The sequence below is a fragment of the Pseudomonas sp. P1.8 genome, from assembly GCF_001269805.1.
Taxonomy (GTDB): domain Bacteria; phylum Pseudomonadota; class Gammaproteobacteria; order Pseudomonadales; family Pseudomonadaceae; genus Aquipseudomonas.
This window is the reverse complement of the sequence record NZ_LHVM01000001.1, coordinates 51,588-77,167: the sequence shown is the minus strand read 5'-3', so window position 1 is coordinate 77,167 and position 25,580 is coordinate 51,588. Positions and strand designations below refer to the sequence as shown.

Genomic DNA, 25,580 nt, shown 5'->3' with positions numbered 1-25,580 from the left:
CCAGGCAGATTCCTAGGCATTACTCACCCGTCCGCCGCTGAATTCAGGAGCAAGCTCCTGTCATCCGCTCGACTTGCATGTGTTAGGCCTGCCGCCAGCGTTCAATCTGAGCCATGATCAAACTCTTCAGTTCAAACATCTTTGGGTTTTGAGAAAACCCTAAACTTGGCTCAGCAATCGTTGGTTACATCTTTGATTTCTCGCGGAGTAACTTGTGATGCTGATAATCTGTTGACTAGCAGTCTGACTCCACAAGCACCCACACGAATTGCTTGATTCAGTTGTTAAAGAGCGGTTTGTTAAGATCTTTCGTCTCAACCGAGGCGCGCATTCTACAGCAGCCTCATTTGCTGTCAAGTGGTATTTTTCAGAAGTTTTCAAGGATTTCCTTAACAACTTCAACCACTTGCGCTTCAGATCTCTCGTCAGCGGGAGGCGAATTCTACAGCGTTACACGCTGCTGTCAACACCTCTTTTTCAACTTCTTTCTGGCTTCGATGACCTGAAGCAACCCGCTGCCGAAAACTGCGTAACTCTTTGTTTTCCAAGGAGTTTTCCGTTTCGACTGCGCCGGAAGTGGGGCGAATTATAGACATCTGAAATCTGCCGTCAAGCACTGATTGTGCTTTTCTATCAATAACTTGCAGAAAGGGCTGAAACCGCCTGATCCCCCCCCTATATAGAGGTGCAAACACACGCCTCTATATAGAAGGCGCAATCAAAGTACGCCGGACGCCTTGAAAGCAGACACTGCCGAAGCGTCCATACCCAGCACCCGCTGTAAAACCTCCAGCGTATGCTCACCCAGTAAAGGCGGAGCATTGCGGTACTCCACCGGCGTCTCGGACAGACGAATCGGACTCGCTACCTGGGGCACCATTCCGGCCAGCGTATGCGGCAGTTCGATTGCCAAGCCACGCGCCTTGACCTGAGGATCGGCAAACATCTGTGCCAGATCGTTGATAGGCCCGCACGGAACACCAGCCTGCTCCAGCTGCGCCACCCATTGCGCGGTGGTCTTGAACACTGTCGCCTGACGTATCAGCGGAATCAGCACCGCCCGGTTCGCCACCCGCAATTTATTGGTAGCAAAGCGCGGGTCATCTGCCCACTGCGGCTGCCCAGCCACTTCCGCAAACTTGCGGAACTGTCCGTCATTACCCACGGTAAGAATGAAATTGCCGTCCGCGGTAGGAAAATCCTGATACGGCACGATGTTCGGATGAGCATTACCCAAACGTTTTGGAGCATTACCTGTGGTCAGATAGTTCATCGCCTGGTTGGCCAGGCATGCCACCTGGACGTCGAGCAATGCCATATCAATATGCTGACCACCACCGTCGTGATCCCGATGCGCAAGCGCTGCCAGGATCGCGACTGTCGAGTAGAGCCCAGTCAGAATGTCCGTCAACGCGACGCCCACCTTCACCGGCCCCTCACCCTCTTCGCCTTCAGGTCGCCCAGTCAGACTCATGAGCCCGCCCAGCCCTTGGATCATGAAGTCATAGCCAGCGCGCTTGGCATACGGCCCTGTCTGACCAAACCCGGTAATCGAGCAATAGATGAGATCCGGATTGATTGCCTTCAGCGTCTCATAGTCCAGACCATAAGCCGCCAGACCTCCGACTTTGAAGTTCTCGATCAGGATGTCCGACTTCGCAGCCAGCTCACGAACCAGCTTCTGCCCTTCCGGACGCGTGAAGTCGATGGTGACCGATTGCTTGTTGCGATTGGCCGACAGGTAGTAGGCGGCCTCGCTGGTGTTCTCGCCATAGGCATCTTTAAGAAACGGAGGCCCCCAGGCACGCGTGTCGTCACCGTTGCCCGGGCGCTCGACCTTGATCACTTCAGCGCCAAGGTCGGCCAGGATCTGCCCGGCCCAAGGCCCTGCCAGCACCCGCGATAAATCCAGAACCCGTAGATGCGATAGCGCGCCCATGGACGTTCTCCTCTTAATAGAACGCCTGGATGCCGGTTTGTGCACGACCGAGGATCAGCGCATGGACGTCGTGCGTACCTTCATAGGTGTTCACCACTTCCAGGTTGACCAGATGGCGAGCGACGCCGAACTCATCGGAAATACCGTTGCCACCCAGCATGTCGCGAGCCATGCGGGCGATGTCCAGGGACTTGCCGCAAGAGTTGCGTTTCATCATAGAAGTGATTTCGACCGCCGCCGTGCCTTCATCCTTCATACGCCCCAGACGCAGGCAACCTTGCAGTGCCATGGTGATCTCAGTCTGCATGTCGGCCAGTTTTTTCTGAATCAACTGAGTGGCGGCCAGTGGGCGACCGAACTGTTGACGATCCAGGGTGTACTGACGAGCGGTGTGCCAGCAGAACTCGGCGGCGCCCAATGCACCCCAGGAGATGCCGTAGCGCGCAGAATTGAGGCAGGTAAAAGGACCTTTCAGGCCACGGACATCCGGGAAGATGTTCTCTTCTGGAACAAACACGTTATCCATGACGATCTCACCGGTGATCGACGCCCGCAGCCCGACCTTGCCGTGAATCGCCGGAGCGCTCAGGCCTTTCCAGCCCTTTTCCAGTACGAAGCCACGAATATCACCAGCATCGTCCTTGCCCCAGACCACGAACACATCGGCGATCGGGCTGTTGGTGATCCACATTTTGCTGCCGGTCAGGCTGTAGCCGCCTTCGACTTTGCGTGCACGAGTAATCATCGCGCCCGGGTCGGAGCCGTGGTTAGGCTCGGTCAGACCGAAGCAACCGATCCATTCGCCCGATGCCAGTTTTGGCAAGTATTTCTGCTTCTGCGCTTCGGTACCGAATTCATTGATCGGGACCATCACCAGCGAGGACTGCACGCTCATCATCGAGCGATAACCGGAGTCGATGCGCTCGACTTCCCGGGCGATCAGCCCGTAGCTGACATAGTTCAGGCCGCTGCCGCCATACTGCTCAGGGATGGTTGCGCCCAAAAGGCCGACTTCGCCCATCTCGCGGAAGATCGCCGGATCGGTCTTCTCATGGCGGAAAGCTTCAAGAACGCGTGGCGCGAGACTCTGCTGAGCGAATTGCGCAGCGGTGTCGCGAATCATGCGCTCTTCTTCGGTGAGCTGTTGATCCAGCAGCAGGGGATCGATCCAGTTGAAGCTAGCTTTACCGGCCATGAGTGTGTCCTCTCGAAACAGGTCAAATAACGTGGACTGATCCTAGGCCGGGTTCGCCGTCTCGGCAAACGAGGAATTCGCATACTGTTGTGCTAATTTCTCACTCCGAAACGTCGCAAAAGAGCCTTCATGCGATGTATTAGTGAGGTCTAAGTACATGCGCAGGAAGATACCTAGTACCACCGCCCTTATAAGCTTCGAAGCAGCCGCGCGCCATGAAAGCTTTACCAAGGCAGCCCAGGAGCTTTCGCTCACACAAGGGGCGATTTGCCGACAAATCGCTAGTCTTGAGGAGTTCCTCAGTGTGGAACTATTCCGACGTTCCCGGCGCGGAGTAAAGCTGACGGAGGCGGGTCTTTCCTACAGCCGTCGGGTTGCCACCCAACTGGATGCCGTTGAACGAGATACGTTGTCCGTTATGGGTCAGCAAGGTGCCAACGTGATTGAGCTGGCCGTGGTTCCGACTTTCGGCACTCAATGGTTGCTGCCGCGTCTCAAGGACTTCCAGCAAAAACATCCTGAAGTGACAGTCAACCTGACCAACCGCACGCGCCCATTTCTGTTTGCTGACACCGACTTCGACGCGGCGATCTACTTCGGTGACGCAGACTGGTCGGGTACCGAATCCCACAGACTGATGGGTGAAAATCCCATGCCCGTGTGCAGCCCAAACTTACTGGGGGCACAGACCGTTCTGACGCCCAGCGAAATCGCCGAGATGGCGCTCCTGCAACAAACCACGCGCCCTTACGCCTGGCGCCAATGGTTCGACTCCCAGCACCTGAACGTTCCTCGCGACATGACAGGTCCGCGCTATGAACTATTCTCCATGCTCGCTCAAGCGGCTATGCACGACATGGGTATAGCCTTGATCCCGCCTTTCCTGATTCAACGCGAACTGGCCGAGAAACGCCTGGTGATTGCCAATCCCCAAGCCCTCTCCAGCATCAAGGCTTACTACCTGATGATTCCGGAGCGAAAAGTCGAATCCGCGTCCTTAAGGGCTTTTCGTGACTGGCTTGTAAATCAGGCGCACAGCTACAGCCTAGAAGGATAAAGGCTTACAACCAATAGCTGACCCCGTAGTCAGATATTAAAAAGCCCTACAGATATACGTAATTGTCGCGTATCGGCAAACTGTACTGAACAGTCGAACAATCGCCCCGCAAGCACCAGTTCACGCGGCTTTGCGCCACTATTTCGCGACGATGCCGCATCATTCATATGGCCGATGTGCAAATTATTGATTTTCCCTCAAAATCCTTACAAAGCACGGCACACAAGGGATTGAGCTGGTTGGTTGCGACATTCGGTCACGGGGTGACTTGTAGTTAATTTTCCGTCACCCGTCATAATCCCTTGAAGGGCACAAAGTTCGCCTGCAAAATGCCGCGCCCCGCCCTGATTTGGTGGGATCGTGCTGATCGGCCGCCCCAGCCGCACCATCCGTAGTGCATGGGTTTACTCAATAAGATCACGCAGGAGATTTGACGTGCACATTGGTGTTCCTCTCGAGACCCAGACCGGTGAAACACGGGTTGCTGCAACCCCCGAAACCATCAAGAAGCTGATCGGCCAGGGCCATAAGGTCACTGTACAAAGCGGCGCCGGCATTAATGCCAGCGTTGTCGACAGTGCCTATGAAGCGGCAGGCGCAAGCATTGGCAGCGCCAATGATGCGTTTGGTGCAGAGCTGATTTTGAAGGTGGTCGCTCCCAGCGACAGCGAGCTGGCGCTGATAAAAAGCGGCACCATTGTGGTGGGTATGCTCAATCCGTTCAGCAATGAAACCATCGCCAAGATGGCCGAATGCGGTATCACCGCGTTTGCCCTGGAGGCCGCGCCGCGTACCTCCCGTGCCCAGAGCCTGGACGTGCTGTCCTCGCAAGCCAACATCGCCGGTTATAAAGCCGTGTTGCTGGCTGCTCACCACTATCCGCGCTTCATGCCAATGCTGATGACCGCTGCGGGCACCGTGAAAGCGGCGCGCGTGCTGATTCTCGGTGCCGGTGTTGCCGGCTTGCAGGCGATCGCCACGGCGAAACGCCTGGGCGCAGTGATCGAAGCGTCTGACGTGCGTCCTGCGGTTAAAGAGCAGATCGAATCCCTCGGCGCCAAGTTTGTCGACGTGCCGTACGAGACCGATGAAGAGCGTGAATGCGCGGTCGGTGTCGGCGGTTACGCACGCCCTATGCCAGCCAGCTGGATGCAGCGCCAGGCCGCCGCCGTGCACGAGCGCGCCAAGCAGGCCGACATCGTCATCACCACCGCCCTGATTCCGGGTCGCAAGGCACCTACGCTGTTGAGCGCGGAAACCGTGGCGCAGATGAAGCCCGGCTCGGTGGTCATTGACCTCGCGGCAGCCCAGGGCGGCAATTGCCCACTCACCGTGGCCGATCAGGTGGTCGTCGAAAATGGCGTGACCATTGTCGGCCCGACCAACCTGGCCGGCTCGGTGGCGGCTGACGCTTCGGCGCTGTATGCCCGCAACCTGCTGGACTTCATGAAACTGTTGTTCGATAAAGACGGACAACTGGTGATCAACCTCGAAGACGACATCGTCGCCGCGTGCCTGATGTGCCGCGACGGCCAGATCGTGCGCAAGAACGGCTGAGGATAAAAACAATGGAAGACATGCTGATCTCTCACGGTATCTACAACCTGATCATCTTCGTGCTGGCCATCTATGTCGGCTACCACGTGGTCTGGAACGTGACACCTGCACTGCACACCCCGCTGATGGCCGTCACCAACGCCATTTCGGCCATCGTCATCGTCGGCGCCATGCTGGCCGCCGCACTCACGGTGACACCACTGGGCAAGACCATGGGCACCCTGGCTGTAGCCCTGGCCGCCGTCAACGTGTTCGGTGGCTTCCTGGTGACCCGGCGCATGCTGGAAATGTTCAAGAAGAAAGCGGCCAAAGCTCCGGCTGCCAAGGCCGAAGCAGTCAAGGCTGAGGTGCAGCAAGCATGAGCATGAACCTGGTTACTTCGCTGTATTTGATCGCCTCGGTCTGCTTCATCCAGGCGCTCAAGGGCCTTTCGCATCCCACCACGTCGCGACGTGGCAATCTGTTCGGCATGCTCGGCATGGGCCTGGCGATCCTCACCACGGTCGGCTTGATCTATAAGCTAGGTGCCGAGCTGGCCCAGGACGGTATCGTCTACGTGATCGTCGGCCTGCTGATCGGCGGCACTGCTGGTTCGATCATGGCCAAACGCGTTGAAATGACCAAGATGCCGGAACTGGTCGCCTTCATGCACAGCATGATCGGCCTGGCGGCGGTGTTCATCGCCATTGCCGCAGTGGTTGAACCGCAGTCCCTGGGCATTGTCCAGCAACTGGGTGACGCGATTCCGGCGGGCAACCGTCTGGAGCTGTTCCTTGGCGCCGCCATCGGTGCAATCACCTTCTCCGGTTCGGTGATCGCCTTCGGCAAACTGTCGGGCAAGTACAAGTTCCGCCTCTTCCAGGGCGCACCGGTACAGTTCGTTGGCCAACACAAACTGAACTTGCTGCTGGGCGTGGCCACACTGGCGCTGGGCATCACCTTCATGCTGACCGGCGACCTCAACGCCTTTGCCCTGATGCTGGCCCTGGCCTTCGTCATGGGCGTGCTGATCATCATCCCGATCGGTGGCGCCGACATGCCAGTGGTGGTGTCGATGCTCAACAGCTACTCCGGCTGGGCCGCCGCGGGCATCGGCTTCTCGCTGAACAACTCGATGCTGATCATCGCCGGCTCCCTGGTGGGCTCAAGCGGTGCGATCCTCTCGTACATCATGTGCAAGGCGATGAACCGCTCCTTCTTCAACGTACTGCTCGGCGGTTTCGGCAATACAGCTGATGCCGGTCCTGCAGGCGCCCAGGAAGCCCGTCCGGTGAAATCCGGCTCGGCTGACGACGCGACCTTCCTGCTGACCAACGCCGACACCGTGATCATCGTTCCAGGCTACGGCCTGGCGGTAGCACGGGCGCAGCACGCACTGAAGGAACTGACCGAGAAGCTGACCCATCGCGGCGTGACCGTGAAGTACGCGATCCACCCGGTGGCCGGCCGTATGCCGGGCCACATGAACGTGTTGCTGGCCGAGGCCGAAGTGCCTTACGACCAGGTGTTCGAGATGGAAGACATCAACTCCGAGTTCGGTCAGGCTGACGTGGTGCTGGTATTGGGCGCCAACGACGTGGTCAACCCGGCCGCCAAGAACGATCCGAAGTCGCCAATTGCCGGCATGCCGATTCTCGAAGCGTTCAAGGCCAAGACCATCATCGTCAACAAACGCTCGATGGCCAGCGGTTATGCCGGTCTGGACAACGAACTGTTCTACCTGGACAAGACCATGATGGTCTTTGGTGATGCCAAGAAAGTCATCGAAGATATGGTCAAAGCCGTCGAGTAATCCTTTGCGGCATACAAAACGCCCCGACCTGTCGGGGCGTTTTTGTTTGCGCAAATCGTCGGACAAAACTACGCTTTTGTTACCAATCCGGTAATGGTGTTTTGCTCAAAAGGCCCGGAATAGACGCCTCTTTTGCGACCTTGGTAGCGGGACAGTGGCTAGCGAAATTCACTAGACTGCGCATCCTGCTACCCGTTGCCCGAGATAATAATCCATGTACCGTGATCGTATTCGCCTGCCTTCGTTGTTGGACAAAGTGATGGGCGCTGCCGAAGCCGCCGCTTTGATTGAAGACGGCATGACCGTCGGCATGAGCGGTTTCACCCGCGCCGGAGAAGCCAAGGCCGTGCCGCAGGCACTGGCCGAACGCGCCAAGGTCACACCGCTCAAGATCAGCCTGATGACCGGCGCGAGCCTGGGCAACGACCTCGACAAGCAACTCACCGAAGCCGGTGTGCTGTCGCGGCGCATGCCGTTCCAGGTCGACAGCACCCTGCGCAAGGCAATCAATGCTGGCGAGGTCATGTTCATCGATCAGCATCTGTCGGAAACCGTGGAGCAACTGCGCAACCAGCAATTGAAACGGCCGGACATCGCCGTGATCGAAGCGGTGGCGATCACCGAACTAGGGCACATTGTGCCGACGACTTCGGTGGGCAACTCGGCCAGCTTCGCGATTTTCGCCAAGCACGTCATCGTCGAAATCAACATGGCGCACAACCCGAATCTTGAAGGCCTGCACGACATCTATATCCCGACCTATCGCCCGACCCGCACGCCTATCCCGCTGGTCAAGGTCGACGATCGTATCGGCAGCAGCGCCATCCCGATCCCACCGGAAAAGATCGTCGCCATTGTCATCACCAATCAACCGGACTCGTCGTCCACCGTGTTGCCACCCGACGCCGAGACCCAGGCTATTGCCGACCATTTGATCGACTTCTTCAAACAGGAAGTAGCAGCCGGGCGCATGACCAACAAACTCGGCCCGCTGCAAGCAGGTATCGGTACGATCGCCAACTCGGTGATGTGTGGCCTGATCGATTCGCCGTTCGAAGACCTGACGATGTATTCCGAAGTGCTTCAGGACTCGACCTTCGACCTCATCGACGCAGGCAAGCTGAGCTTTGCTTCAGGCAGTTCAATCACTTTGTCGAGCCGCCGCAATGCTGACGTGTTCGGCAATCTGGAGCGCTACAAGGACAAACTGGTCTTGCGCCCGCAGGAGATTTCCAACCACCCGGAAGTGGTGCGCCGCCTCGGAATTATCGGCGTGAACACGGCACTGGAGTTCGACATCTACGGCAACGTCAACTCCACGCATGTTTGCGGTACGCGAATGATGAACGGCATCGGCGGTTCGGGCGATTTCGCGCGCAATGCGCACTTGTCCGTATTCGTGACAAAGTCGATCGCCAAGGGCGGTGCGATCTCAAGCGTAGTGCCGATGGTCAGCCACGTCGACCACACCGAACATGATGTGGACATCCTCGTCACCGAAATTGGCCTGGCGGATTTGCGGGGGTTGGCACCTCGGGAACGGGCACGCATCATCATCGATAAATGTGTACATCCAGACTATCGCCAGGCGCTGAATGACTACTACACAGCCGCTTGCGCGCTCGGCGGGCACACCCCGCACATCCTTCGAGATGCATTGAGCTGGCATATTAATCTGGAAGAAACCGGGCAAATGCTGAAGAAGTAATTGATACAGATTACGGCTGACGCAAACACAGTTTCGTCAGCCTGCTACTGCCAGCTTAATTTCTTGGAAAAACTGTACTGCTGTACTGGTCGTTTCCTACCGAAAACACCTACACCTTTCGACTAAAAAGCTAAATATGCACCGAATTAGAGCATATAGGTACAGTTGCCTCAATTTTGACCAGTACACCCCCTATAAACAGTTAACTGAGCTCTCACAATACAGATGAACTGTATCTACAGCGTCTTGGCAAAGAAGAGGAACATGGGCACCAGTCAAACCACTACCTGATCCCGCCACAAGCGGAAGGATGTCAACCATGGAACGTACACTCAGTTCCGAACTGTTCTTCGAAGACACTGCTGCAAAAACCCAGGCTTCCATGCCTCTGCGCGTTATCGCCAACCTGATGCTGTGGCAGCGCCGCATCTCCAGCCGCCATCAACTGGCCCGTCTGGATTCGCGTCTGCTGGCTGACGCCGGGATTAGCGAAGCACAACGCTACGAAGAGCTGAGCAAGCCGTTCTGGCGCTAAGTTAGCGTCGCTGGCTATGACTTGAAGAGTCCAGCGCCAGCAACCCGAATTGAACACACAAGACCCGTCGTGGGAAACCACGACGGGTCTTGTCGTTTAAAGACTTAAAAAAACAAGACTGGTACAGTTTCAATATATCCTCAGAGACACCGATACAGTACAACTGTAAACTTCTGCGGTCATGGCGTATTGCAGTGTTTTTGCAAGCAGGCTATTCGAACCGTCAAATACAGGCCTAATATCCAACCAGAACGTGGTAATCAAAGTCAGGCGCCAAATCGCCAGGCGTTACCACCTCTCAATCGAGCTTCCAAAGGAGTAACACCATGTCCCGTCTACGTCTGCTCAGCGCTGCAGCCCTGCTTGCCGTGGCTGCCAATTCCCACGCCACCAGTTTTATCGTTACCACCGACGCAGTCGTTGGGGCACTTAAGTCCAGTTCCGATGCGACGTCGAATGTCTCGTCTTCGTTCAAGGATGACAAGATTGTGCTCGCCGCTCGCGATGATGCTGCCAGTTTCGTCGCCAGCGAAGGCTCTATCCGTGGGGTAAAGCTCGAAAGCGCGCTCGACCACATCCGCCACCAGGCACCTGACCTGAACGCGACTGACGCACAGCTTGCGCAAGCCATCCTGACGATCTAAGCAAAGTTTGAAACGGGGGCACGCAAGTCGTGTCCCATTGTTTCGACGCTGGCTCTAAAATGGGCCTTGCGCTAGGCTTTTGGCTCATTTGCAACTGTCGAGCCTCATGCGCTTTCTTTCAAAACTGCTGTTCGTTCCTGCGTTTCTGCCCCTTGGCTATAGCGGTGCGACCCAAGCCTACGACGCTTTCAACCTGTCTACCCAAGGCACGGTCGCCAGCGGTTACGCCACGAGCCTGGTGACCTCCGCCCCCTTCGACCATAAACTGCTCGCCGCCCGGGTTGATGCTGCGGCATTCGTCGCCAGTGACGGTCGATTCAGAGGCGCACAACTGGAATCGGCCCTGCTTTATCTTCGCCGGACCCAGCCAAAACTTCATGCTGGCGACCTTGAACTGGCACAGGCAATACTCGTCCAATAGTTATTCTTGTTTTATCTGGAGTCGTTCCATGCGTAACCCGCTCATTGCTGCCGCCTTAGGCCTGTTCCTGTTGACCGACGTGGCCCAGGCACAAACCCTGGTCGCCACCAGCAACATTCTCATTCGCGCTACCCAGCGCACACTTGATTTCACTTCCGATACCACCACGTCCATTCGCGATTCAAAGATCGTCCGCGAAGCCCAGGACGATGCCGCCAGCTTCGTCGCCAGCAATGGCGATATTCGTGGCGCACACCTGGAATCCGCATTTGATTTGTTGCGCACCCGTGTACCAGAAGCGCGCGACGCCAGTGATCAGGATCTCGCCGAAGCCATCCTCGCACTGTGAAGGGCCCAGTCGCCTGGCTGATGGCCGGGGCCCTGTTGCTGCTCGGCAACACGGCCCACGCAGGCCTTCAACTACAGCTCAAGACCGAAGGTCTGACACCCGCGCAACAGCAGGCCAGCCAAGCCTTGCTCGATGAAGCCATGCAGGCGCTACCGCCGCGCTTCATCGAGCAATTGGACCGGCGCATAGACGTGGGCTGGACAGATAAAATGCCCAACAACGCCTACGGTCAGGCGTCGCTGGTGTCAGAGCTGGATCTGAATCGCAACCTGCTGGCCAGCCTCACGGACGGCAGCGCTGCTATCAAAAAAACCTACCGCCCCCACGGCACCGTGCGCCGCGAAATGCTGGCCACCGTCCTGCATGAGCTGACCCATATTTACGATCGCTCGCGCCTGTGGCCGGATGCGGAGCGAAAACTGATTCAACGCTGCACCCAACGCAGTAACAGCTCAGGGCTGATCGGTATTCCGGATCAATGCCGAGGCCAGTCTGATCGGCGCTTTACTCTCAGTGACGATCCGCGCCTGCTCGATCTCGCCGGGTGGCAACAATACGTTGGTCGTCGTGGCGAACGCGAACAGCACAACCGGCAGATTGCCCGCAGCCCGGACATTTACGAGACGAGCAGTGCGAAGGAGTTCGTCGCGGTCAACATGGAGTATTTCCTCCTCGACCCGAGCTATGCCTGCCGCCGCCCCGCGCTGTATCGCTACTACAAAGAGCATTTCGGCTGGGCACCCGCCGCCAGGAACGCTTGTGGGGATAGCTTCGCCTTTCTCAATGCGGGTAATGACTTCGCCAAAACGCCGCTGGGTCACGTCGATCCAGAACGGGTCTACGCCGTCGACTATCTGTTGGCCGAAGCCAATCAGAACTGGGTCAGCCGCTGGGGCCACAGCATGTTGCGCCTGGTGATCTGCGCACCGGGTCGTCCACGCGGCCCGGATTGTCGCCTGGATCTGGATCAGCATCTGGTGCTGTCTTACCGCGCTTTCGTCGGTGACGTTCAACTGTCGAGTTGGGACGGACTTGTGGGCAAATACCCATCGCGCCTGTTTGTCTTGCCCCTGGCCCAGGTCATCGACGAATACACCAAGACCGAACTGCGCAGCCTCGCCTCGGTGCCGCTGAACCTGTCCCGTCGCGAGATCGACGGCGTGGTGGAACGTGCCGCCGAAATGCACTGGAGCTACGACGGCAACTACTTCTTCCTGTCAAACAACTGCGCGGTTGAAGAGCTTAAATTACTGCGTGGCGGAACCAACAATGCGCAATTGGTCGCCCTCGACAACATCATGCCCAACGGCCTGCTGGAAGTGCTGAAAGGCCGAGGACTGGCGGACACCAGCGTGCTGGACGATCCCCGGGAAGCCTTGCGCCTGGGCTACCGTTTCGACTCCTTCCGTGATCGTTATCAAGCCATGTTCGACGTACTGAAGAAACATTTGCCGATCAAGCAGGATACCGTCGAAGAATGGCTGGATTTGAAAGCTCAAGAACGCCGGCAATGGTTCGACCAGGCTGACTTGCGCACCAGCGCAGCCTTGCTGCTACTGGAGCAGGCGAGCTTTCGGCGCCAGTTGCTGCTGGCCCAGGACGAAGTGAAACAGCGTTACCTGGGTGCTCGTGAACTCAAGAACGGCGGAATGGATAAGGCCAACGAGACGCTCAGGCAGATTCTCGACAGCAGTGGTTTCCTCAGTCGCCCAGCGGAGCTGCTGGGCACGGGGGGTTATGGATTGCCGCAGCCAACCGAGTCACAGCACCTGGAAGCGGAAACCAGCCTGCGCCAGAAAAAACTCCAGGCGCTGTCCGGCGATCTCGACAAAGAGGTGAGGGCGCTGCTCGAACCGAGCCGAGCCGCCGAGATGGCCGCCAACGAAGCCAACGTGAAACAGATCGGCGAGCATCTGCGCAAGTTGCATAAGGCTTCAGGCGGTTTGGAGTTGCCTTGAAGGCTTAAAAGCAAAGATCGCAGCCTGCGGCAGCTCCTACAGATGAATTGTGGTCTGTAGGAGCTGCCGCAGGCTGCGATCTTTTGATGCACGTTACTTTCAGCTGATGCGGGCCTTGCGCACGCCTTCGGCCAACGCCGAGCACAGGCTCAGCACGCCATCCACCGCTTGTTCCGGCGATGTGGCATTGGCGATGTGATCGATCAACGCCGAACCCACCACAACACCGTCGGCCAGACGCGCAATGGCCGCGGCCTGTTCAGGAGTGCGGATACCGAAACCGATACTGATCGGCAGATCGGTATGACGGCGCAGGCGAGCGACGGCCTCTTCGACATGCTCCAACGTGGCGGCACCAGCACCGGTCACACCGGCCACCGATACGTAATAGACAAACCCGGAGCTGCCGTTGAGAACGGTCGGCAGACGCACATCATCAGTCGTCGGTGTGGTCAGTCGGATGAAGTCCAGGCCCGCAGCTTGCGCCGGGTCACACAGCTCGCCGTTATGCTCTGGCGGCAGATCGACCACGATCAGGCCGTCCACACCGGCTTCTTTGGCTTCGGCGATGAAACGCGGCACGCCGTACATGTGGATCGGGTTGAAGTAGCCCATCAGTACCAGCGGCGTCTCGGCATTGCCTTCACGGAACTCGCGTACCATTTGCAGGGTTTTGGCCAGGTTCTGCTTGGCGCCCAGCGCACGGATGTTGGCCAACTGGATGGCCGGGCCATCCGCCATCGGATCGGTAAAGGGCATGCCCAGCTCGATCACGTCGGCACCAGCCGCCGGCAAGCCTTTGAGGATCGCCAGGGACGTGTCGTAGCTCGGGTCGCCAGCAGTGACGAAGGTCACCAAGGCGGCGCGGTTCTGTTCCTTGAGTTCGGCAAAACGCGTTTGCAGGCGGCTCATCAGTGTTTCTCCTGCTTGGATTGTTCCATATGGTGCATCACGGTTTGCATGTCTTTGTCGCCACGGCCGGACAGGTTGACCACCATCAGGTGATCCTTTGGCAGGGAAGGCGCGCGCTTGAACACTTCAGCCAGGGCATGAGCACTTTCCAGGGCAGGAATGATCCCTTCCAGGCGGCAGCACTGGTGGAACGCAGCTAGAGCTTCATCGTCGGTCACCGAGGTGTACTGAACGCGGCCAATGTCATGCAACCAGGCGTGTTCCGGGCCGATGCCTGGGTAGTCCAGGCCAGCAGAAATCGAGTGGGCGTCGATGATCTGTCCGTCATCGTCTTGCAGCAGGAAGGTACGGTTACCGTGCAGCACGCCCGGTACGCCGCCGTTCAGACTGGCCGCATGTTTGCCGGTTTCGATACCGTAGCCGGCCGCTTCAACGCCGATGATTTCGACGCTCTTGTCGTCAAGGAACGGGTGAAACAGGCCCATGGCGTTGGAACCACCGCCGATGCACGCCACCAGACTGTCTGGCAGACGACCTTCCTGGGCTTGCAGCTGCTCGCGGGTTTCCTTGCCGATCACGGCCTGGAAGTCGCGAACCATCGCTGGATAAGGGTGCGGTCCGGCCACAGTACCGATCAGGTAGAACGTGCTATCGACGTTGGTTACCCAGTCACGCAACGCTTCGTTCATCGCATCTTTCAAGGTACCGGTGCCCGCCACGACCGGGATCACTTCCGCGCCCAGCAGCTTCATGCGGAATACGTTGGCCTGCTGACGCTCAATGTCAGTGGTGCCCATGTAGATCACGCAATCCAGACCGAAACGCGCAGCGACGGTGGCAGTGGCCACACCGTGCATGCCGGCGCCGGTCTCGGCGATGATGCGTTTTTTACCCATGCGCCGTGCCAGCAGGATCTGGCCGATGCAGTTGTTGATCTTGTGCGCGCCGGTGTGGTTCAGCTCTTCACGCTTGAGGTAGATCTTCGCGCCGCCGCAGAACTCGGTCAGGCGCTCAGCGAAATAGAGCGGGCTTGGACGACCCACGTAGTCGCGCTGGAAGTAGCCCAGTTCTTCCTTGAAGGCAGGATCTTCCTTGGCCAACTCGTATTCGCGGGCCAGGTCGAGGATCAGCGGCATCAGGGTTTCAGCGACGTAACGGCCGCCGAACGCGCCAAACAGGCCGTTGGCGTCGGGGCCGTTGCGCAGATTAGTCTGGGTCATGGGGCGCTCCAGTTGAATGCGTGAAGTGATAATGGGCTTCACTCTACCCCTGACGTCTCCGACTGAAAACCGATAAGATCGCTGCAACCTGTCAGGAAAACTCACAGATAGCATGAGCCATGATCTCCCACCGTTGAACGCCCTGCGCGCCTTCGAAGCCACTGCCCGCTTGAACAGTGTCAGTCAGGCTGCTGAACAGCTGCACGTGACCCATGGTGCAGTCAGCCGTCAGCTGAAAGTGCTCGAAGAGCACTTGGGGGTGAGTCTCTTCGTCAAGGAAGGTCGCGGCCTGAAACTCACAGATGCCGGTATGCGCCTTCGCGACGCAAGCGCCGAAGCGTTCGAACGCTTGCGCACCGTCTGCGCTGAGCTCACGCAAAGTACTGCCGATGCACCTTTCGTGCTCGGCTGTTCAGGCAGCCTGCTGGCGCGCTGGTTTATTCCGCGACTGGGACGGCTCAATGCGGATTTGCCGGACCTTCGCTTACACCTGTCTGCCGGAGAGGGCGATCTTGACCCGAGACGGCCGGGGCTGGATGCACTGCTTGTATTCGCCGAGCCGCCGTGGCCAGCCGACATGCAGGTTTTTGAACTGGCCAGCGAACGCATCGGCCCGGTCATGAGCCCGCGCTTTGCCGGTTTTGAGCGACTCAAAAACTCGCCGACAGAAGCGCTGCTTGGCGAACCATTGTTGCACACCACATCACGCCCACAAGCCTGGCCTAGCTGGGCGCAGCAGCGTGACCTGGATGCCAGGACGTTGACCTATGGTCAGGGTTTCGAGCATTTGTATTATTTGCTGGAGGCCGCTGTCGCCGGGCTGGGTGTGGCGATTGCGCCCGAACCCTTAGTGGCCGAGGACTTGAAGGCGGGTCGCCTGGTTGCACCCTGGGGTTTCAGCGAAACCTGCGCGCAACTGGCGTTGTGGTTGCCCAAGCGCGCCGCAGACGGACGCGCCCGGCAACTGGCGCAGTGGCTCAAGCATGAGCTGAGCCGAGCGGATTAGTCACGCTTGCACAACAGATAAGCGGCCAAAAGGCCTAATGCCCCCACTGCGACACCTGCGGTGGTCCAGGGATGTTCCTGGGCGTAATCGCGGGTGGCGATTCCGGTTTCACGGGTTTTCACCTTGACCTCTTCGTAGGCATCGGAGAGCAGATGACGCGAATGTTTCAACGCATTTTCGGCGTTGCTTTTAAGGGTTTTCAGGGTTCTACGCGACTCGTCCGAGGTGTCGTCCTTAAGGCTTTCCAAAGACTTGAGCAGACTCTCGATCTCCGCTTCCATGCTTTGCAATGAGGCTTTACGTAAAGAAGTGTTGGCCATGGTGGCTCTCCTGCATTGGTGATGAGTGGCGTGTGTTGGTTGGGACTTCAGGTTAGTGAGAAAGTGCAGTAAATCTGAACTTTCACTGCGAATGCGCCGACAGAAGTAATAGGAAAAATCACTGCTAGGCTGTAATTCACACCCCAAGGAGAAAGCCATGACTGATCATCACACCTACAAGAAAGTCGAGCTGGTCGGCTCGTCCACCACCAGCATTGAAGATGCGATCAACAATGCGCTGGCTGAAGCCAGTAAAAGCATCAAGTACCTGGAATGGTTTGAAGTGACCGAAACCCGAGGGCACATCAAGGACGGCAAAGCCGCGCACTTTCAGGTAACCCTCAAGGTTGGGTTCCGAATTGCCAGCAGCTGACTTTCGTCTAGTCTTCTGAACTTGCGCGCTGGCCGAATGCCACAAGGAATGGCAAAGCGCTATATAAGCGCGTCTGGCTGACCGCTGGATAACCCTTTTGATTTGACCAGGGGAATGCAACCGATGAAGAAGTTCATGTTGGCGGTAGGTTTATTGAGCCTTGCGGGTTCAGCGTTTGCGGACGGCAAGCCGTGCGAAGAACTGAAAGCCGAAATTGCAGCGAAACTCGATGCCAAAGGCGTTTCCGGCTATTCACTGGAAATCGTCGACAAAGGTACCCGTGCCGATGGAAAAGTTGTCGGCACCTGCGAGAAGGGTGCCAAAGTCATCGTTTACAAGAAGTAGTCTGAATCCTTCCTAAAAGCCGACGTGATGACGTCGGCTTTTTTGTAACCATGTCTTCGGATCAACCCTTCATGACTTGCGCCAGCAGTTCGTAGGAATGCACGCGATCGGCATGTTCATACAAGTCGCAAGTAAAAATCAGCTCATCTGCCTGGGTCTGCTCAATGAGCACGTCCAGTTTGGCGCGAATTTTCTGCGGGCTGCCAACCATGGCCAAACCGAGGAAATCGCGCACGGCTTCCCGTTCATGGGGTAGCCACAGGCCATCCATGGTTTCTACGGGTGGACGTTGAACCAGGCTCTGGCCACGCATGAGCGCGAGAATACGCTGATACACAGTAGTCGCCAGGTAGTCGGCCTGCTCATCGGTGTCGGCTGCTACCAGAGGCACACCGAGCATCACGTAGGGTTTATCCAATACGGCCGAAGGTTTGAAGTGATTGCGATAGACGCGAATCGCTTCGTGCATGTAGCGGGGCGCGAAATGGGAGGCGAACGCATAGGGCAATCCTCGCTCACCCGCCAGTTGTGCACTGAACAGGCTTGAGCCCAACAGCCAGATCGGCACATTAGTCCCGGTTCCCGGCATCGCGATGATTCGTTGGTCCGCAGTTCGCGGACCGAGGTAGCGGACCAGTTCTGCTACGTCTTCGGGGAAGTCGTCGGCGCTGCCGGAGCGTTCACGGCGCAAGGCGCGCGCGGTCAGCTGATCGGAGCCTGGAGCACGACCAAGGCCCAGATCGATGCGGCCAGGGTAAAGGCTTTCCAGGGTGCCGAATTGTTCGGCAATGACCAACGGAGCATGGTTGGGCAGCATCACGCCACCCGAACCGACGCGAATGGTCGACGTGCCGCCAGCCAGGTAGCCGAGCAGCACCGACGTAGCGGAACTGGCGATGCCATCCATGTTGTGGTGCTCGGCTACCCAGAAGCGGTTGTAGCCGAACTTCTCGACATGTTGCGCCAGGTCCAGCGAGTTGCGCAGTGACTGGGCAGGGCTGCCGTTCTCGCGCACCGGCACCAGATCGAGGGTCGAAAACTTGATATCGGACAGTCGTTTCATAAACCTGCTTCTCCAATTGAGGGCGCAGGTTTTTATGCGAGCAAAAACCTGCCGAATCCAAAGGCGTGTTTCATGCAATGTGGGCATATACCCGAGATTCAATAGCCGGGTAACAAATCCTGTAAAAAAAGCGTCCCGATCGGACAGGGTGAACTTTGCGCCTCGGTCTATCCTCACAACCCTGGCAATCGAAAACCACAACGGCGCGACGCTTCGCGCCGATCTTGAGGAGACAGGCATGGCTATCACAAAGAAAGCATCGGCTCATTGGGAAGGTGATCTGAAAACCGGCATCGGTTCGATTTCCACTGAAACCGGAGTGCTCAGAGATGCACCTTATGGCTTCAAGGCGCGTTTCGAAGGCGGCAAAGGCACCAATCCGGAAGAGTTGATCGGCGCGGCCCACGCGGGCTGTTTCTCCATGGCGTTTTCAATGATTCTGGGCGAGGCCGGCCTGAAAGCCGACAGCATCGACACCCACGCTGAAGTCACTCTGGATCAGGTAGAGGGCGGTTTTGCGATCACGGCTGTAAAACTCATCCTCAAAGCGAAAATTCCCGGCGCTACCCAGGCGCAGTTCGAAGAACTGAGCAACAAGGCGAAGGAAGGCTGTCCGGTGTCCAAAGTGCTGAATGCGAAAATCAGCCTGGATGCCACGCTGGTCGGCTAATACGCTTTTGAATCGCAGCCTCCGGGCTGCGATCTTTTTGCCCTGAAACAAAACCTCACTGGCAAAACTGTGGTCGAATAAATGACAGCAGCCAAAACGCATGACCGTGCGTGCTGCCTCAAAGGAGCTTCAACCATGAAACGTTTTGCCTTGGCGGTTATCTGTTGTGCGCTGGCCACATCGGCTCTCGCAGCACCGAAACCCTGTGAAGAACTCAAGGCCGAGATCGAAGCCAAGATCCAGGCCCGTGGGGTAACGTCTTACACACTCGAAATCGTCGCCAACGACGAAGTACACGATCAAAACATGGTCGTGGGGTCGTGTGAAAACGGCACCAAGAAAATCATCTACCAGAAGAACGACCGCTGACATTTCACATCAGGCAGTAGGATTCCCGATCTTCAGCGACGATCTCCCGCTTGGCGTTATACAGCCGGGCGCCAGGAGTGAAGGCGATTGAGCGGCCTTCAAGCACGTAACGCTGACCGGCTTCGAAATGATCGTATCTGATGGTCAGGTAGCACAGCCGTTCCGAAGGGCCGCTCATCGTGCTCATGCCCCCGCCGCCGGGCACTTCAAAGTCGAAGCGCACGACCAGTTCATGGCTACCAGGCAGGACTTCGAAATAACGCCCGTCGCGCAGTCTCTGTTTATCCAGGCGTTCAGCCATCAGTAACTTGTCGTTAGGGAAGGGCGTAGAGAACTCCACCCAAGCCATCTGCGGATTGGGTGTCGGCATTGGGCTTTGGCAGCCGGCGACCATACTGGCGGCGAGTAACAGCATCAACCTGCGCATGATGGTTGTCTCAAGGGATATGCATCCAGCATAACCCTGATCAGGTGCGTTGGCAGCCGGCTGGCGTACCGTGACCAATCACTTTTCGCTGTTGATCATAGAGCTTTGCCCAAGGCCTGAAACCGATATTTCCCGCTTGTAGTTGATAGCGCTCACCAGCGTTGAATTCCTTGAACTTCACGTTCAGCTGGCAATCACGCCACAGCGGCTCGGCGTCAGGGCCGATGTTGGTGGGCTGCACGGCGAACTGGTAACGAACGGTCAACTCATGGCTGCCGGGTTGAACCTCGAAGTAGCGCTTGTCCTCAGTGGCTTTGTCATCGACCTCCAGTGCCTGCAAAGCTGTATCTTCTTGTTGTGATTCCAGATCGACCCACGCTTGCGAGGGATCGTGGTGCGGTAGTCCGAATCCAGCACAGCCTGCCAGCATCAGCAGGCTTCCCGTCAGCATCAACATGCGCATAGCGGAGCTCCAGTCAGGCGGGATAGTCTTGCGGGCAGACTCTCCATGGAAATTTTATTTTGATCAGGCCGCTTCGAAGCCTTGGGTTACTTGATCGCGTTTTTCGCGTTTTGTTTCCGGCTGTGATGTTTTTGTTACTCAACGGTTGCGCCAGCGTTAGCTATTACAGCCAGTTGGTCAGTGGTCAATTGCAATTGCTGCGGGCCAGGGAACCCGTTTCCGAAGTGATTGCCGATCCGGCTCAAGATCAAAAACTGCGCGCTCACCTGGCCCAATCGCAAAAGGCCCGGACGTTCGCCAGCCAGCAGCTGCATCTGCCGGATAACCAGAGCTATCGCCTGTACGCCGACATTGGCCGGCCGTTCGTGGTCTGGAATGTATTCGTCACGCCGGAGTTCTCCCTGACCCCGCAAAACCATTGTTTTCCCATCGCGGGGTGCGTGGCTTATCGCGGTTATTACAGCCAGAGTGCGGCTCGCGGCGAAGCAGCCCTGCAACGACTTCAAGGTATGGATGTGTGGATTGGCGGCGTCGAGGCCTATTCGACGCTCGGTTGGTTCAACGATCCGATCATGAATTCGATGATGAGTTGGGGCGACGAGCGGCTGGCAACGCTGATTTTTCACGAGCTGGCGCATCAGCGTATTTATGTGAAGGACGACACCGAGTTCAACGAGTCATTTGCCACTTTTGTCGAGCAAGAGGGCACTCGCCAGTGGCGCGCCTCTCGCAACCTGCCACCGGACAACGATGCACAGGCCCGCCAGCGCGACCAGTTCATTCAACTGGTCCTGGATACCCGTACACGACTGGAGAAACTGTACGCACTGCCGTTGCCCGCCGAACAAATGCGTCAGCGCAAGGCGACGGAGTTTGAGCGGTTGCGCGGTGAGTATCGACAAATGCGCGACCGTCAGTGGGCAGGAGACAAACGTTACGACGCCTGGATCAATGCCCCAATGAACAACGCCAGGCTACTGCCGTTTGGTCTTTATGACCAATGGGTGCCTGCGTTCGGCGCGCTGTTCCGTCAGGCCGACGGTGATTGGCAGAACTTCTACGCCGCCGTGGAAAAGCTTGGCGCGGTGCCGCTCAACGAGCGCAAAGCAGCACTCAAGGCGCTGTCGGGATCAGCAGGCGCCAATCAACCGAAGAACCAGTAGCAAACACCAATTGCACCCAGTACCCCTGCCAACTCCGCCAGCAACGCACAACCGACGGCATGACGCGCCCGCTGGATGCCCACGGCGCCGAAATACACGGCCAGGACATAGAACGTGGTTTCGGTGCTGCCCTGTACGGTTGCCGCCACCAACGCCGGAAAACTGTCCACGCCCGAGGTCTTCATGGTTTCAATCAGCATCGCCCGGGCGGCGCTGCCGGAGAAGGGTTTGACCATGGCGGTTGGTAGCGCATCGACGAATCTCGTATCCCAACCTGCCCATTCCACCAGATGACGAATTCCGTCCAGGCCAAAATCCAGTGCCCCGGACGCACGCAGCACGCCCACCGCACACAACATCGCCACCAGGTACGGCAGCAGATTCTTCGCAACGTCGAAGCCTTCTTTGGCGCCTTCGACGAAGGCCTCGTAGACCTTGACCTTGCGCAGCGCACCAATCAGCAAAAACAGCATGATCAGACCGAACAGCGTCAGGTTGCCGAGGATCGATGACAGACCGGCCAGCGCAGTGGCAGACATCGTGCCCAGAAGTGCCATGAACCCACCGAGGATGAGGGCACCGGGAATCATATAGGCCAGCACTACCGGGTCCCAGATTCGCAGACGCTGCATGAAGGCCACGGACAAAAAGCCGACGATGGTCGAGCAACTGGTGGCCAGCAAAATAGGCAGGAACACCAGCGTCGGGTCCGGCGCGCCTTGTTGCGCGCGGTACATGAAGATGGTCACCGGCAATAGCGTCAGAGAGGACGCGTTAAGCACAAGAAACAGGATTTGCGCGTTACTGGCGATGGTGGCGCTGGGATTGAGTTCCTGCAGCGCCTTCATGGCCTTGAGGCCAATCGGCGTGGCCGCATTGTCCAGGCCCAGGCCATTGGCGGCGAAGTTCAGGGTAATCAGGCCGATGGCCGGGTGACCGGGCGGGACTTCTGGCATCAGGCGCAAAAACAGCGGGCCGAGTGCCTTGGCCAGCCACTCGACGATCCCGGCTTTCTCGGCGATCCGTAGAAAACCGAGCCAGAGGGTGAGGGTGCCGAACAGCAGCACCATCACTTCGACCGACAGCTTGGCCATGGCAAAAATGCTCTCCACCATTGCCGCAAAGATCCCGGCGTTTCCACCGATCAGCCACTGAACCAGCGCCGATATTGCGGCTACAACGAAGAAACCAAGCCACAGGCCATTAAGCATCAGTCAAATCCCCCAAAAGATGCGCGAATGATAGCGGGGTGGCCAGAAACGACAAACCCCGGATTTCTCCGGGGTTTGTCTATGCGCTACACATCTGTAGGAGCCGGCTCGCTGGCGATTGCTGCACCGCGGTGTATCTGTCACACCGCGTTATCGTTCATCGCCAGCAAGCCGGCTCCAACGGAGGGTGTCAGCTCTTGGAAACTTCACCAACCGGCAGTTTTTCCTTGCTGCGCCAGTGCGGCAGGGAGTTCCAGTAGCGCTGGCCCTTTGCATCGTCATACATGCCTTCCCAGCGCGAGATAACCAGTACTGCCAGAGCATTGCCGATCACGTTCAGTGCGGTACGCGCCATGTCCATGATGCGGTCGACACCGGCGATGAATGCCAGGCCTTCCAGCGGGATACCGACACTGCCCAGCGTTGCCAGCAGCACTACGAAGGATACGCCCGGTACACCGGCGATGCCTTTGGAGGTGACCATCAGAGTCAGGACCAGCAACAGTTGCTGGCCGATCGACAGGTCGATGCCGTACAACTGAGCGATAAAGATCGCCGCGATGCTCTGGTACAGGGTCGAACCGTCGAGGTTGAACGAGTAACCGGTCGGGACCACAAAGCTGCAGATGGCTTTCGGTGCGCCATAGGCTTCCATTTTCTCGATCACACGTGGCAGCACGGTCTCGGAGGAGGCGGTGGAGTAGGCCAGTACCAGCTCATCCTTGAAGATGCGCATCAGCTTGAGCACCGAGAAGCCGAACAGGCGTGCGATCAGGCCCAACACCACGAAGGCGAAGAAGGCAATGGCGACGTAAACCAGGATTACCAGTTTGGCCAGCGGCAGCAGGGAAGCGAAACCGAAGTTGGCCACGGTCACCGCGATCAGTGCGAATACGCCGATCGGCGCGTAGTTCATGATCATGTGAGTGACCTTGAACATGCTTTCCGAAACGCCCTGGAACATGGTGACCAGCGGATCGCGCAGCTCTGGCTTGAGGCTCGACAAACCGAGGCCAAACAGCACGGAGAAGAAGATGATCGGCAGCATCTCGCCGCGTGCCATGGCCGCGATGATATTGGACGGGATCAGGTTGAGGATGGTTTCGATGAACGCGTGTTCATGCTGGACCTCCGCCGCCGTCGCCTGGTACTTGGAGATATCCACAGTACCCAGGGTGCTCATGTCGATACCGGCACCTGGATGGAACAGGTTGGCCAGCAGCAGGCCGACGACGATGGCAATGGTGGTGACGACTTCAAAGTAGATGATGGTTTTCAGACCGATGCTACCGAGCTTCTTCGCATCACCCACACCGGCAATACCGACGATCAGCGACGAGATCACGATCGGGATCACAATCATCTTGATCAGACGGATAAAGATATCGCCTGCCGGTTGCAGGATGTTGCTGATCCACCAGGCTTTTTCGGCACTGAAATGGTTGAGCAGCGCACCGATTGCAATCCCCAATACCAGACCGATGAGGATCTGCCAGGCGAGGCTAAGCTTTGCCTTCTTCATATCTTTACCCTTACTTCAGTTTGACTCGGACAGACGCATGGACCTCGAACGCTTGTGGCGAATCGGCCAGTGCATCTGCCCCCGTATAAGGAGCCCCGGAGCGCTTGTTAATGGCTCTCTGGCAGGCGAAAAAAGGCGCAACTATTCCGATGCAAGGAAGCGACGTCTAATGCCGTAAACGCCTACCCCATGCCGAATCGGCATGAGGTTTTTTTACTGAAAGCGACGTCGCAATCGGTTCGAATACGACATTTCGGCAGGCATAAGTGCCGTGAACCGGTCATCACAGAGCAGATAGGTTGTTTTTTGAGCAGTGTATGTGCGTGGTTTTTTCGGCAAAATCCCACGTGAAGACAAGAAAAATCACGGCAAAATAACGCTTATTTTTCTCGATATACGGTCACAGAAATCACTTCGCAAAACACGAAAGCGTTCGCAGTTGACCGGAGGAGAGGAAAAACGAGGGGAAGAATGTCTCAGGTGGATGTTCAAGCAAGCCCTTCGCAAGTCCGTCGATCCTTGATTGACCGGCGAACTTGCGACGCAGCTTTTCCTGACCCGGCCCTCACGCAGGTACTCCCTGTACCCGTAGGTCACTCCGCCCCTGACGCAGGCAGAACGTCCCGACCCCTTGGTCATGCGTCCACCTTCCTCAGGTGGCGCAATAAGAAAGCGGCGGCATGGCCCCTTTCGTGATCAATTTCAGTACCACTTTGGATCTTTTTTCAGCTGTTCCATCAACAAGTCCTGCATGCCTTGGTCCGGCTCGCCGAGAAAGCGGTAGCTGGCGTGCCGTGTCGGCGACTTGTCAGCCGGCAATCCAGCCGGCACCTCAACCAACATCGCATAGGCGTCCTTTTTGTCGAAGTCGACAGCGACAATCAAGCGTTGGTTAAGGCACGTCGTTTGCGACTCGCACAGCGGCCCTACCAGGTACTTTTTGCCATCCTCTTCAACAGCATTCATCTGGTCGGCATCGCCGGACAGGTTCATCACCCATTCCGGCAGGCGTTCTTCCTTCTTCACAACGCCTTGCCAGGTTTCACGGTATTGCGGGTCTGCATTCAACAGCTCATTAACCCGTATCTGGCCGTCGTTGGCCGCTATCGCCATGGCACTACCGCCCAACAGCAGGGCGGCTGCCAGTGTTTTGAACAAGCCGCTCATATCAGCCTCGACCGCGGCGGCCAAAGAAGAAGGAAGCAATGAACATCACCAGGAACACGACAAACAGAATCTTGGCGATACCCGTGGCGGTGCCCGCGATACCACCGAAGCCCAATACGGCAGCGACAATGGCAATGATCAGGAATGTGATTGCCCAGCTCAACATGGTGATTCTCCTTACGCTTCTATTTAAA

The 25,580-nt window shown here is 57.4% G+C and carries 28 protein-coding genes and 1 rRNA gene; 16 read left to right on the top strand and 13 right to left on the bottom strand.

Annotated elements, in window-relative coordinates; genetic code table 11:
- From AD668_RS00385 to AD668_RS00375, 3 genes are all read right to left on the bottom strand, one after another.
- Positions 1 to 133: ribosomal RNA gene (locus AD668_RS00385) — 16S ribosomal RNA — on the bottom strand; the annotation flags it as partial.
- Positions 134 to 718: 585 nt separating this feature from the next.
- Positions 719 to 1,939, bottom strand: a complete 1,221-nt coding sequence (locus AD668_RS00380) for a CaiB/BaiF CoA-transferase family protein (RefSeq protein WP_053152997.1) — start codon at positions 1,937 to 1,939, stop codon at positions 719 to 721.
- A gap of 13 nt (positions 1,940 to 1,952) precedes the next feature.
- On the bottom strand, positions 1,953 to 3,134 hold the full coding sequence (locus AD668_RS00375) for an acyl-CoA dehydrogenase (RefSeq protein ID WP_053152994.1): 1,182 nt from the start codon (positions 3,132 to 3,134) through the stop codon (positions 1,953 to 1,955).
- Between the two features lie 157 nt (positions 3,135 to 3,291).
- Between AD668_RS00375 and AD668_RS00370 the strand changes: the two genes are divergently transcribed.
- From AD668_RS00370 to AD668_RS00325, 10 genes are all read left to right on the top strand, one after another.
- Positions 3,292 to 4,191: a LysR family transcriptional regulator gene (locus AD668_RS00370; RefSeq protein WP_053152990.1), complete on the top strand. Its 900-nt coding sequence runs from the start codon at positions 3,292 to 3,294 to the stop codon at positions 4,189 to 4,191.
- 435 nt (positions 4,192 to 4,626) lie between these two features.
- Positions 4,627 to 5,748, top strand: coding sequence for a Re/Si-specific NAD(P)(+) transhydrogenase subunit alpha (locus AD668_RS00365; RefSeq protein WP_053152988.1), 1,122 nt, complete (start codon positions 4,627 to 4,629; stop codon positions 5,746 to 5,748).
- An 11-nt stretch (positions 5,749 to 5,759) separates the two neighbouring features.
- The gene (locus AD668_RS00360; protein ID WP_053152987.1) at positions 5,760 to 6,110 is read left to right on the top strand and encodes an NAD(P) transhydrogenase subunit alpha; all 351 of its coding nucleotides are present in this window, start codon (positions 5,760 to 5,762) and stop codon (positions 6,108 to 6,110) included.
- The gene (locus AD668_RS00355; RefSeq protein ID WP_053152985.1) at positions 6,107 to 7,540 is read left to right on the top strand and encodes an NAD(P)(+) transhydrogenase (Re/Si-specific) subunit beta; all 1,434 of its coding nucleotides are present in this window, start codon (positions 6,107 to 6,109) and stop codon (positions 7,538 to 7,540) included. Before AD668_RS00360 ends, AD668_RS00355 begins: the two co-directional genes overlap by 4 nt.
- 214 nt (positions 7,541 to 7,754) lie before the next feature.
- Complete coding sequence (locus tag AD668_RS00350) at positions 7,755 to 9,248, top strand: acetyl-CoA hydrolase/transferase family protein (protein ID WP_053152980.1); 1,494 nt, start codon at positions 7,755 to 7,757, stop codon at positions 9,246 to 9,248.
- Positions 9,249 to 9,567: 319 nt separating this feature from the next.
- Positions 9,568 to 9,783: a DUF1127 domain-containing protein gene (locus tag AD668_RS00345; RefSeq protein WP_007902752.1), complete on the top strand. Its 216-nt coding sequence runs from the start codon at positions 9,568 to 9,570 to the stop codon at positions 9,781 to 9,783.
- A 326-nt stretch (positions 9,784 to 10,109) separates the two neighbouring features.
- A complete protein-coding gene (locus AD668_RS00340) occupies positions 10,110 to 10,427 on the top strand; it encodes a DUF2388 domain-containing protein (RefSeq protein WP_053152968.1) in 318 nt (105 codons plus the stop codon).
- Between the two features lie 106 nt (positions 10,428 to 10,533).
- The gene (locus AD668_RS00335) at positions 10,534 to 10,848 is read left to right on the top strand and encodes a DUF2388 domain-containing protein (RefSeq protein ID WP_053152965.1); all 315 of its coding nucleotides are present in this window, start codon (positions 10,534 to 10,536) and stop codon (positions 10,846 to 10,848) included.
- A 28-nt stretch (positions 10,849 to 10,876) separates the two neighbouring features.
- The gene (locus AD668_RS00330) at positions 10,877 to 11,197 is read left to right on the top strand and encodes a DUF2388 domain-containing protein (RefSeq protein ID WP_053152961.1); all 321 of its coding nucleotides are present in this window, start codon (positions 10,877 to 10,879) and stop codon (positions 11,195 to 11,197) included.
- A 20-nt stretch (positions 11,198 to 11,217) separates the two neighbouring features.
- Complete coding sequence (locus AD668_RS00325; protein ID WP_371259743.1) at positions 11,218 to 13,155, top strand: DUF4105 domain-containing protein; 1,938 nt, start codon at positions 11,218 to 11,220, stop codon at positions 13,153 to 13,155.
- A 99-nt stretch (positions 13,156 to 13,254) separates the two neighbouring features.
- Here the strand turns inward: AD668_RS00325 and trpA are convergent, their stop codons facing one another.
- Both trpA and trpB read right to left on the bottom strand, forming a co-directional pair.
- A complete protein-coding gene (trpA, locus tag AD668_RS00320) occupies positions 13,255 to 14,067 on the bottom strand; it encodes a tryptophan synthase subunit alpha (protein WP_053152954.1) in 813 nt (270 codons plus the stop codon).
- On the bottom strand, positions 14,067 to 15,287 hold the full coding sequence (gene trpB / locus AD668_RS00315) for a tryptophan synthase subunit beta (protein ID WP_053152951.1): 1,221 nt from the start codon (positions 15,285 to 15,287) through the stop codon (positions 14,067 to 14,069). Before trpB ends, trpA begins: the two co-directional genes overlap by 1 nt.
- A gap of 112 nt (positions 15,288 to 15,399) precedes the next feature.
- Between trpB and AD668_RS00310 the strand changes: the two genes are divergently transcribed.
- Positions 15,400 to 16,293 (top strand): LysR family transcriptional regulator, encoded by an 894-nt coding sequence (locus AD668_RS00310; RefSeq protein ID WP_053152948.1) that lies wholly within the window; start codon positions 15,400 to 15,402, stop codon positions 16,291 to 16,293.
- Here AD668_RS00310 and AD668_RS00305 read toward each other — a convergent pair.
- Positions 16,290 to 16,613 (bottom strand): YqjD family protein, encoded by a 324-nt coding sequence (locus tag AD668_RS00305; RefSeq protein WP_053152946.1) that lies wholly within the window; start codon positions 16,611 to 16,613, stop codon positions 16,290 to 16,292. The two genes, AD668_RS00310 and AD668_RS00305, sit on opposite strands and share 4 nt — an antisense overlap.
- Positions 16,614 to 16,770: 157 nt before the next feature.
- On the opposite strand from AD668_RS00305, the gene AD668_RS00300 reads away from it, so the two are divergent.
- Positions 16,771 to 16,986, top strand: a complete 216-nt coding sequence (locus AD668_RS00300) for a dodecin (RefSeq protein ID WP_053152943.1) — start codon at positions 16,771 to 16,773, stop codon at positions 16,984 to 16,986.
- Positions 16,987 to 17,109: 123 nt separating this feature from the next.
- Entirely contained in the window at positions 17,110 to 17,331 is a 222-nt protein-coding gene (locus tag AD668_RS00295; RefSeq protein WP_053153009.1) for a DUF1161 domain-containing protein, read from the top strand.
- 61 nt (positions 17,332 to 17,392) lie between these two features.
- On the opposite strand, the gene AD668_RS00290 is transcribed toward AD668_RS00295, so the two are convergent.
- A complete protein-coding gene (locus AD668_RS00290) occupies positions 17,393 to 18,394 on the bottom strand; it encodes an LLM class flavin-dependent oxidoreductase (RefSeq protein WP_053152940.1) in 1,002 nt (333 codons plus the stop codon).
- Positions 18,395 to 18,632: 238 nt separating this feature from the next.
- Here AD668_RS00290 and AD668_RS00285 point away from each other — a divergent pair, with 238 nt between their 5' ends.
- Complete coding sequence (locus AD668_RS00285; protein ID WP_053152938.1) at positions 18,633 to 19,064, top strand: OsmC family protein; 432 nt, start codon at positions 18,633 to 18,635, stop codon at positions 19,062 to 19,064.
- 135 nt (positions 19,065 to 19,199) lie between these two features.
- Complete coding sequence (locus tag AD668_RS00280; RefSeq protein WP_053152935.1) at positions 19,200 to 19,433, top strand: DUF1161 domain-containing protein; 234 nt, start codon at positions 19,200 to 19,202, stop codon at positions 19,431 to 19,433.
- A gap of 4 nt (positions 19,434 to 19,437) precedes the next feature.
- On the opposite strand, the gene AD668_RS00275 is transcribed toward AD668_RS00280, so the two are convergent.
- Together AD668_RS00275 and AD668_RS00270 are read right to left on the bottom strand one after the other, a co-directional pair.
- Positions 19,438 to 19,860 (bottom strand): hypothetical protein, encoded by a 423-nt coding sequence (locus AD668_RS00275; RefSeq protein WP_053152930.1) that lies wholly within the window; start codon positions 19,858 to 19,860, stop codon positions 19,438 to 19,440.
- Positions 19,861 to 19,900: 40 nt separating this feature from the next.
- Positions 19,901 to 20,323 carry a hypothetical protein gene (locus AD668_RS00270; RefSeq protein WP_053152927.1) on the bottom strand — a complete coding sequence of 141 codons (423 nt, stop codon included), beginning with the start codon at positions 20,321 to 20,323 and terminating at the stop codon, positions 19,901 to 19,903.
- Between the two features lie 59 nt (positions 20,324 to 20,382).
- Here AD668_RS00270 and AD668_RS00265 point away from each other — a divergent pair, with 59 nt between their 5' ends.
- Positions 20,383 to 21,486, top strand: coding sequence for an aminopeptidase (locus AD668_RS00265; RefSeq protein WP_053152924.1), 1,104 nt, complete (start codon positions 20,383 to 20,385; stop codon positions 21,484 to 21,486).
- Here AD668_RS00265 and AD668_RS00260 read toward each other — a convergent pair.
- From AD668_RS00260 to AD668_RS28390, 4 genes are all read right to left on the bottom strand, one after another.
- Entirely contained in the window at positions 21,468 to 22,697 is a 1,230-nt protein-coding gene (locus AD668_RS00260; RefSeq protein WP_053152921.1) for a nucleoside recognition domain-containing protein, read from the bottom strand. The genes AD668_RS00265 and AD668_RS00260 overlap by 19 nt on opposite strands.
- A gap of 190 nt (positions 22,698 to 22,887) precedes the next feature.
- A complete protein-coding gene (gene gltP / locus AD668_RS00255; RefSeq protein WP_053152918.1) occupies positions 22,888 to 24,219 on the bottom strand; it encodes a glutamate/aspartate:proton symporter GltP in 1,332 nt (443 codons plus the stop codon).
- 702 nt (positions 24,220 to 24,921) lie between these two features.
- Positions 24,922 to 25,386, bottom strand: coding sequence for an inhibitor of vertebrate lysozyme family protein (locus AD668_RS00250; RefSeq protein WP_053152914.1), 465 nt, complete (start codon positions 25,384 to 25,386; stop codon positions 24,922 to 24,924).
- 1 nt (position 25,387) lies between these two features.
- On the bottom strand, positions 25,388 to 25,552 hold the full coding sequence (locus tag AD668_RS28390; protein WP_003170804.1) for a DUF1328 domain-containing protein: 165 nt from the start codon (positions 25,550 to 25,552) through the stop codon (positions 25,388 to 25,390).
- Positions 25,553 to 25,580 lie beyond the last annotated feature (28 nt).

What these genes read in the sequence shown, in the direction of transcription:
- AD668_RS00380 (WP_053152997.1), bottom strand. Translation starts at nt 1,939, where the DNA reads ATGGGCGCGCTATCGCATCTACGGGTTCTGGATTTATCGCGGGTGCTG.
- AD668_RS00375 (WP_053152994.1), bottom strand. Translation starts at nt 3,134, where the DNA reads ATGGCCGGTAAAGCTAGCTTCAACTGGATCGATCCCCTGCTGCTGGAT.
- AD668_RS00370 (WP_053152990.1), top strand. Translation starts at nt 3,292, where the DNA reads ATGCGCAGGAAGATACCTAGTACCACCGCCCTTATAAGCTTCGAAGCA.
- AD668_RS00360 (WP_053152987.1), top strand. Translation starts at nt 5,760, where the DNA reads ATGGAAGACATGCTGATCTCTCACGGTATCTACAACCTGATCATCTTC.
- AD668_RS00355 (WP_053152985.1), top strand. Translation starts at nt 6,107, where the DNA reads ATGAGCATGAACCTGGTTACTTCGCTGTATTTGATCGCCTCGGTCTGC.
- AD668_RS00350 (WP_053152980.1), top strand. Translation starts at nt 7,755, where the DNA reads ATGTACCGTGATCGTATTCGCCTGCCTTCGTTGTTGGACAAAGTGATG.
- AD668_RS00345 (WP_007902752.1), top strand. Translation starts at nt 9,568, where the DNA reads ATGGAACGTACACTCAGTTCCGAACTGTTCTTCGAAGACACTGCTGCA.
- AD668_RS00340 (WP_053152968.1), top strand. Translation starts at nt 10,110, where the DNA reads ATGTCCCGTCTACGTCTGCTCAGCGCTGCAGCCCTGCTTGCCGTGGCT.
- AD668_RS00335 (WP_053152965.1), top strand. Translation starts at nt 10,534, where the DNA reads ATGCGCTTTCTTTCAAAACTGCTGTTCGTTCCTGCGTTTCTGCCCCTT.
- AD668_RS00330 (WP_053152961.1), top strand. Translation starts at nt 10,877, where the DNA reads ATGCGTAACCCGCTCATTGCTGCCGCCTTAGGCCTGTTCCTGTTGACC.
- AD668_RS00325 (WP_371259743.1), top strand. Translation starts at nt 11,218, where the DNA reads ATGGCCGGGGCCCTGTTGCTGCTCGGCAACACGGCCCACGCAGGCCTT.
- trpA (WP_053152954.1), bottom strand. Translation starts at nt 14,067, where the DNA reads ATGAGCCGCCTGCAAACGCGTTTTGCCGAACTCAAGGAACAGAACCGC.
- trpB (WP_053152951.1), bottom strand. Translation starts at nt 15,287, where the DNA reads ATGACCCAGACTAATCTGCGCAACGGCCCCGACGCCAACGGCCTGTTT.
- AD668_RS00310 (WP_053152948.1), top strand. Translation starts at nt 15,400, where the DNA reads ATGAGCCATGATCTCCCACCGTTGAACGCCCTGCGCGCCTTCGAAGCC.
- AD668_RS00305 (WP_053152946.1), bottom strand. Translation starts at nt 16,613, where the DNA reads ATGGCCAACACTTCTTTACGTAAAGCCTCATTGCAAAGCATGGAAGCG.
- AD668_RS00300 (WP_053152943.1), top strand. Translation starts at nt 16,771, where the DNA reads ATGACTGATCATCACACCTACAAGAAAGTCGAGCTGGTCGGCTCGTCC.
- AD668_RS00295 (WP_053153009.1), top strand. Translation starts at nt 17,110, where the DNA reads ATGAAGAAGTTCATGTTGGCGGTAGGTTTATTGAGCCTTGCGGGTTCA.
- AD668_RS00290 (WP_053152940.1), bottom strand. Translation starts at nt 18,394, where the DNA reads ATGAAACGACTGTCCGATATCAAGTTTTCGACCCTCGATCTGGTGCCG.
- AD668_RS00285 (WP_053152938.1), top strand. Translation starts at nt 18,633, where the DNA reads ATGGCTATCACAAAGAAAGCATCGGCTCATTGGGAAGGTGATCTGAAA.
- AD668_RS00280 (WP_053152935.1), top strand. Translation starts at nt 19,200, where the DNA reads ATGAAACGTTTTGCCTTGGCGGTTATCTGTTGTGCGCTGGCCACATCG.
- AD668_RS00275 (WP_053152930.1), bottom strand. Translation starts at nt 19,860, where the DNA reads ATGCGCAGGTTGATGCTGTTACTCGCCGCCAGTATGGTCGCCGGCTGC.
- AD668_RS00270 (WP_053152927.1), bottom strand. Translation starts at nt 20,323, where the DNA reads ATGCGCATGTTGATGCTGACGGGAAGCCTGCTGATGCTGGCAGGCTGT.
- AD668_RS00260 (WP_053152921.1), bottom strand. Translation starts at nt 22,697, where the DNA reads ATGCTTAATGGCCTGTGGCTTGGTTTCTTCGTTGTAGCCGCAATATCG.
- gltP (WP_053152918.1), bottom strand. Translation starts at nt 24,219, where the DNA reads ATGAAGAAGGCAAAGCTTAGCCTCGCCTGGCAGATCCTCATCGGTCTG.
- AD668_RS00250 (WP_053152914.1), bottom strand. Translation starts at nt 25,386, where the DNA reads ATGAGCGGCTTGTTCAAAACACTGGCAGCCGCCCTGCTGTTGGGCGGT.
- AD668_RS28390 (WP_003170804.1), bottom strand. Translation starts at nt 25,552, where the DNA reads ATGTTGAGCTGGGCAATCACATTCCTGATCATTGCCATTGTCGCTGCC.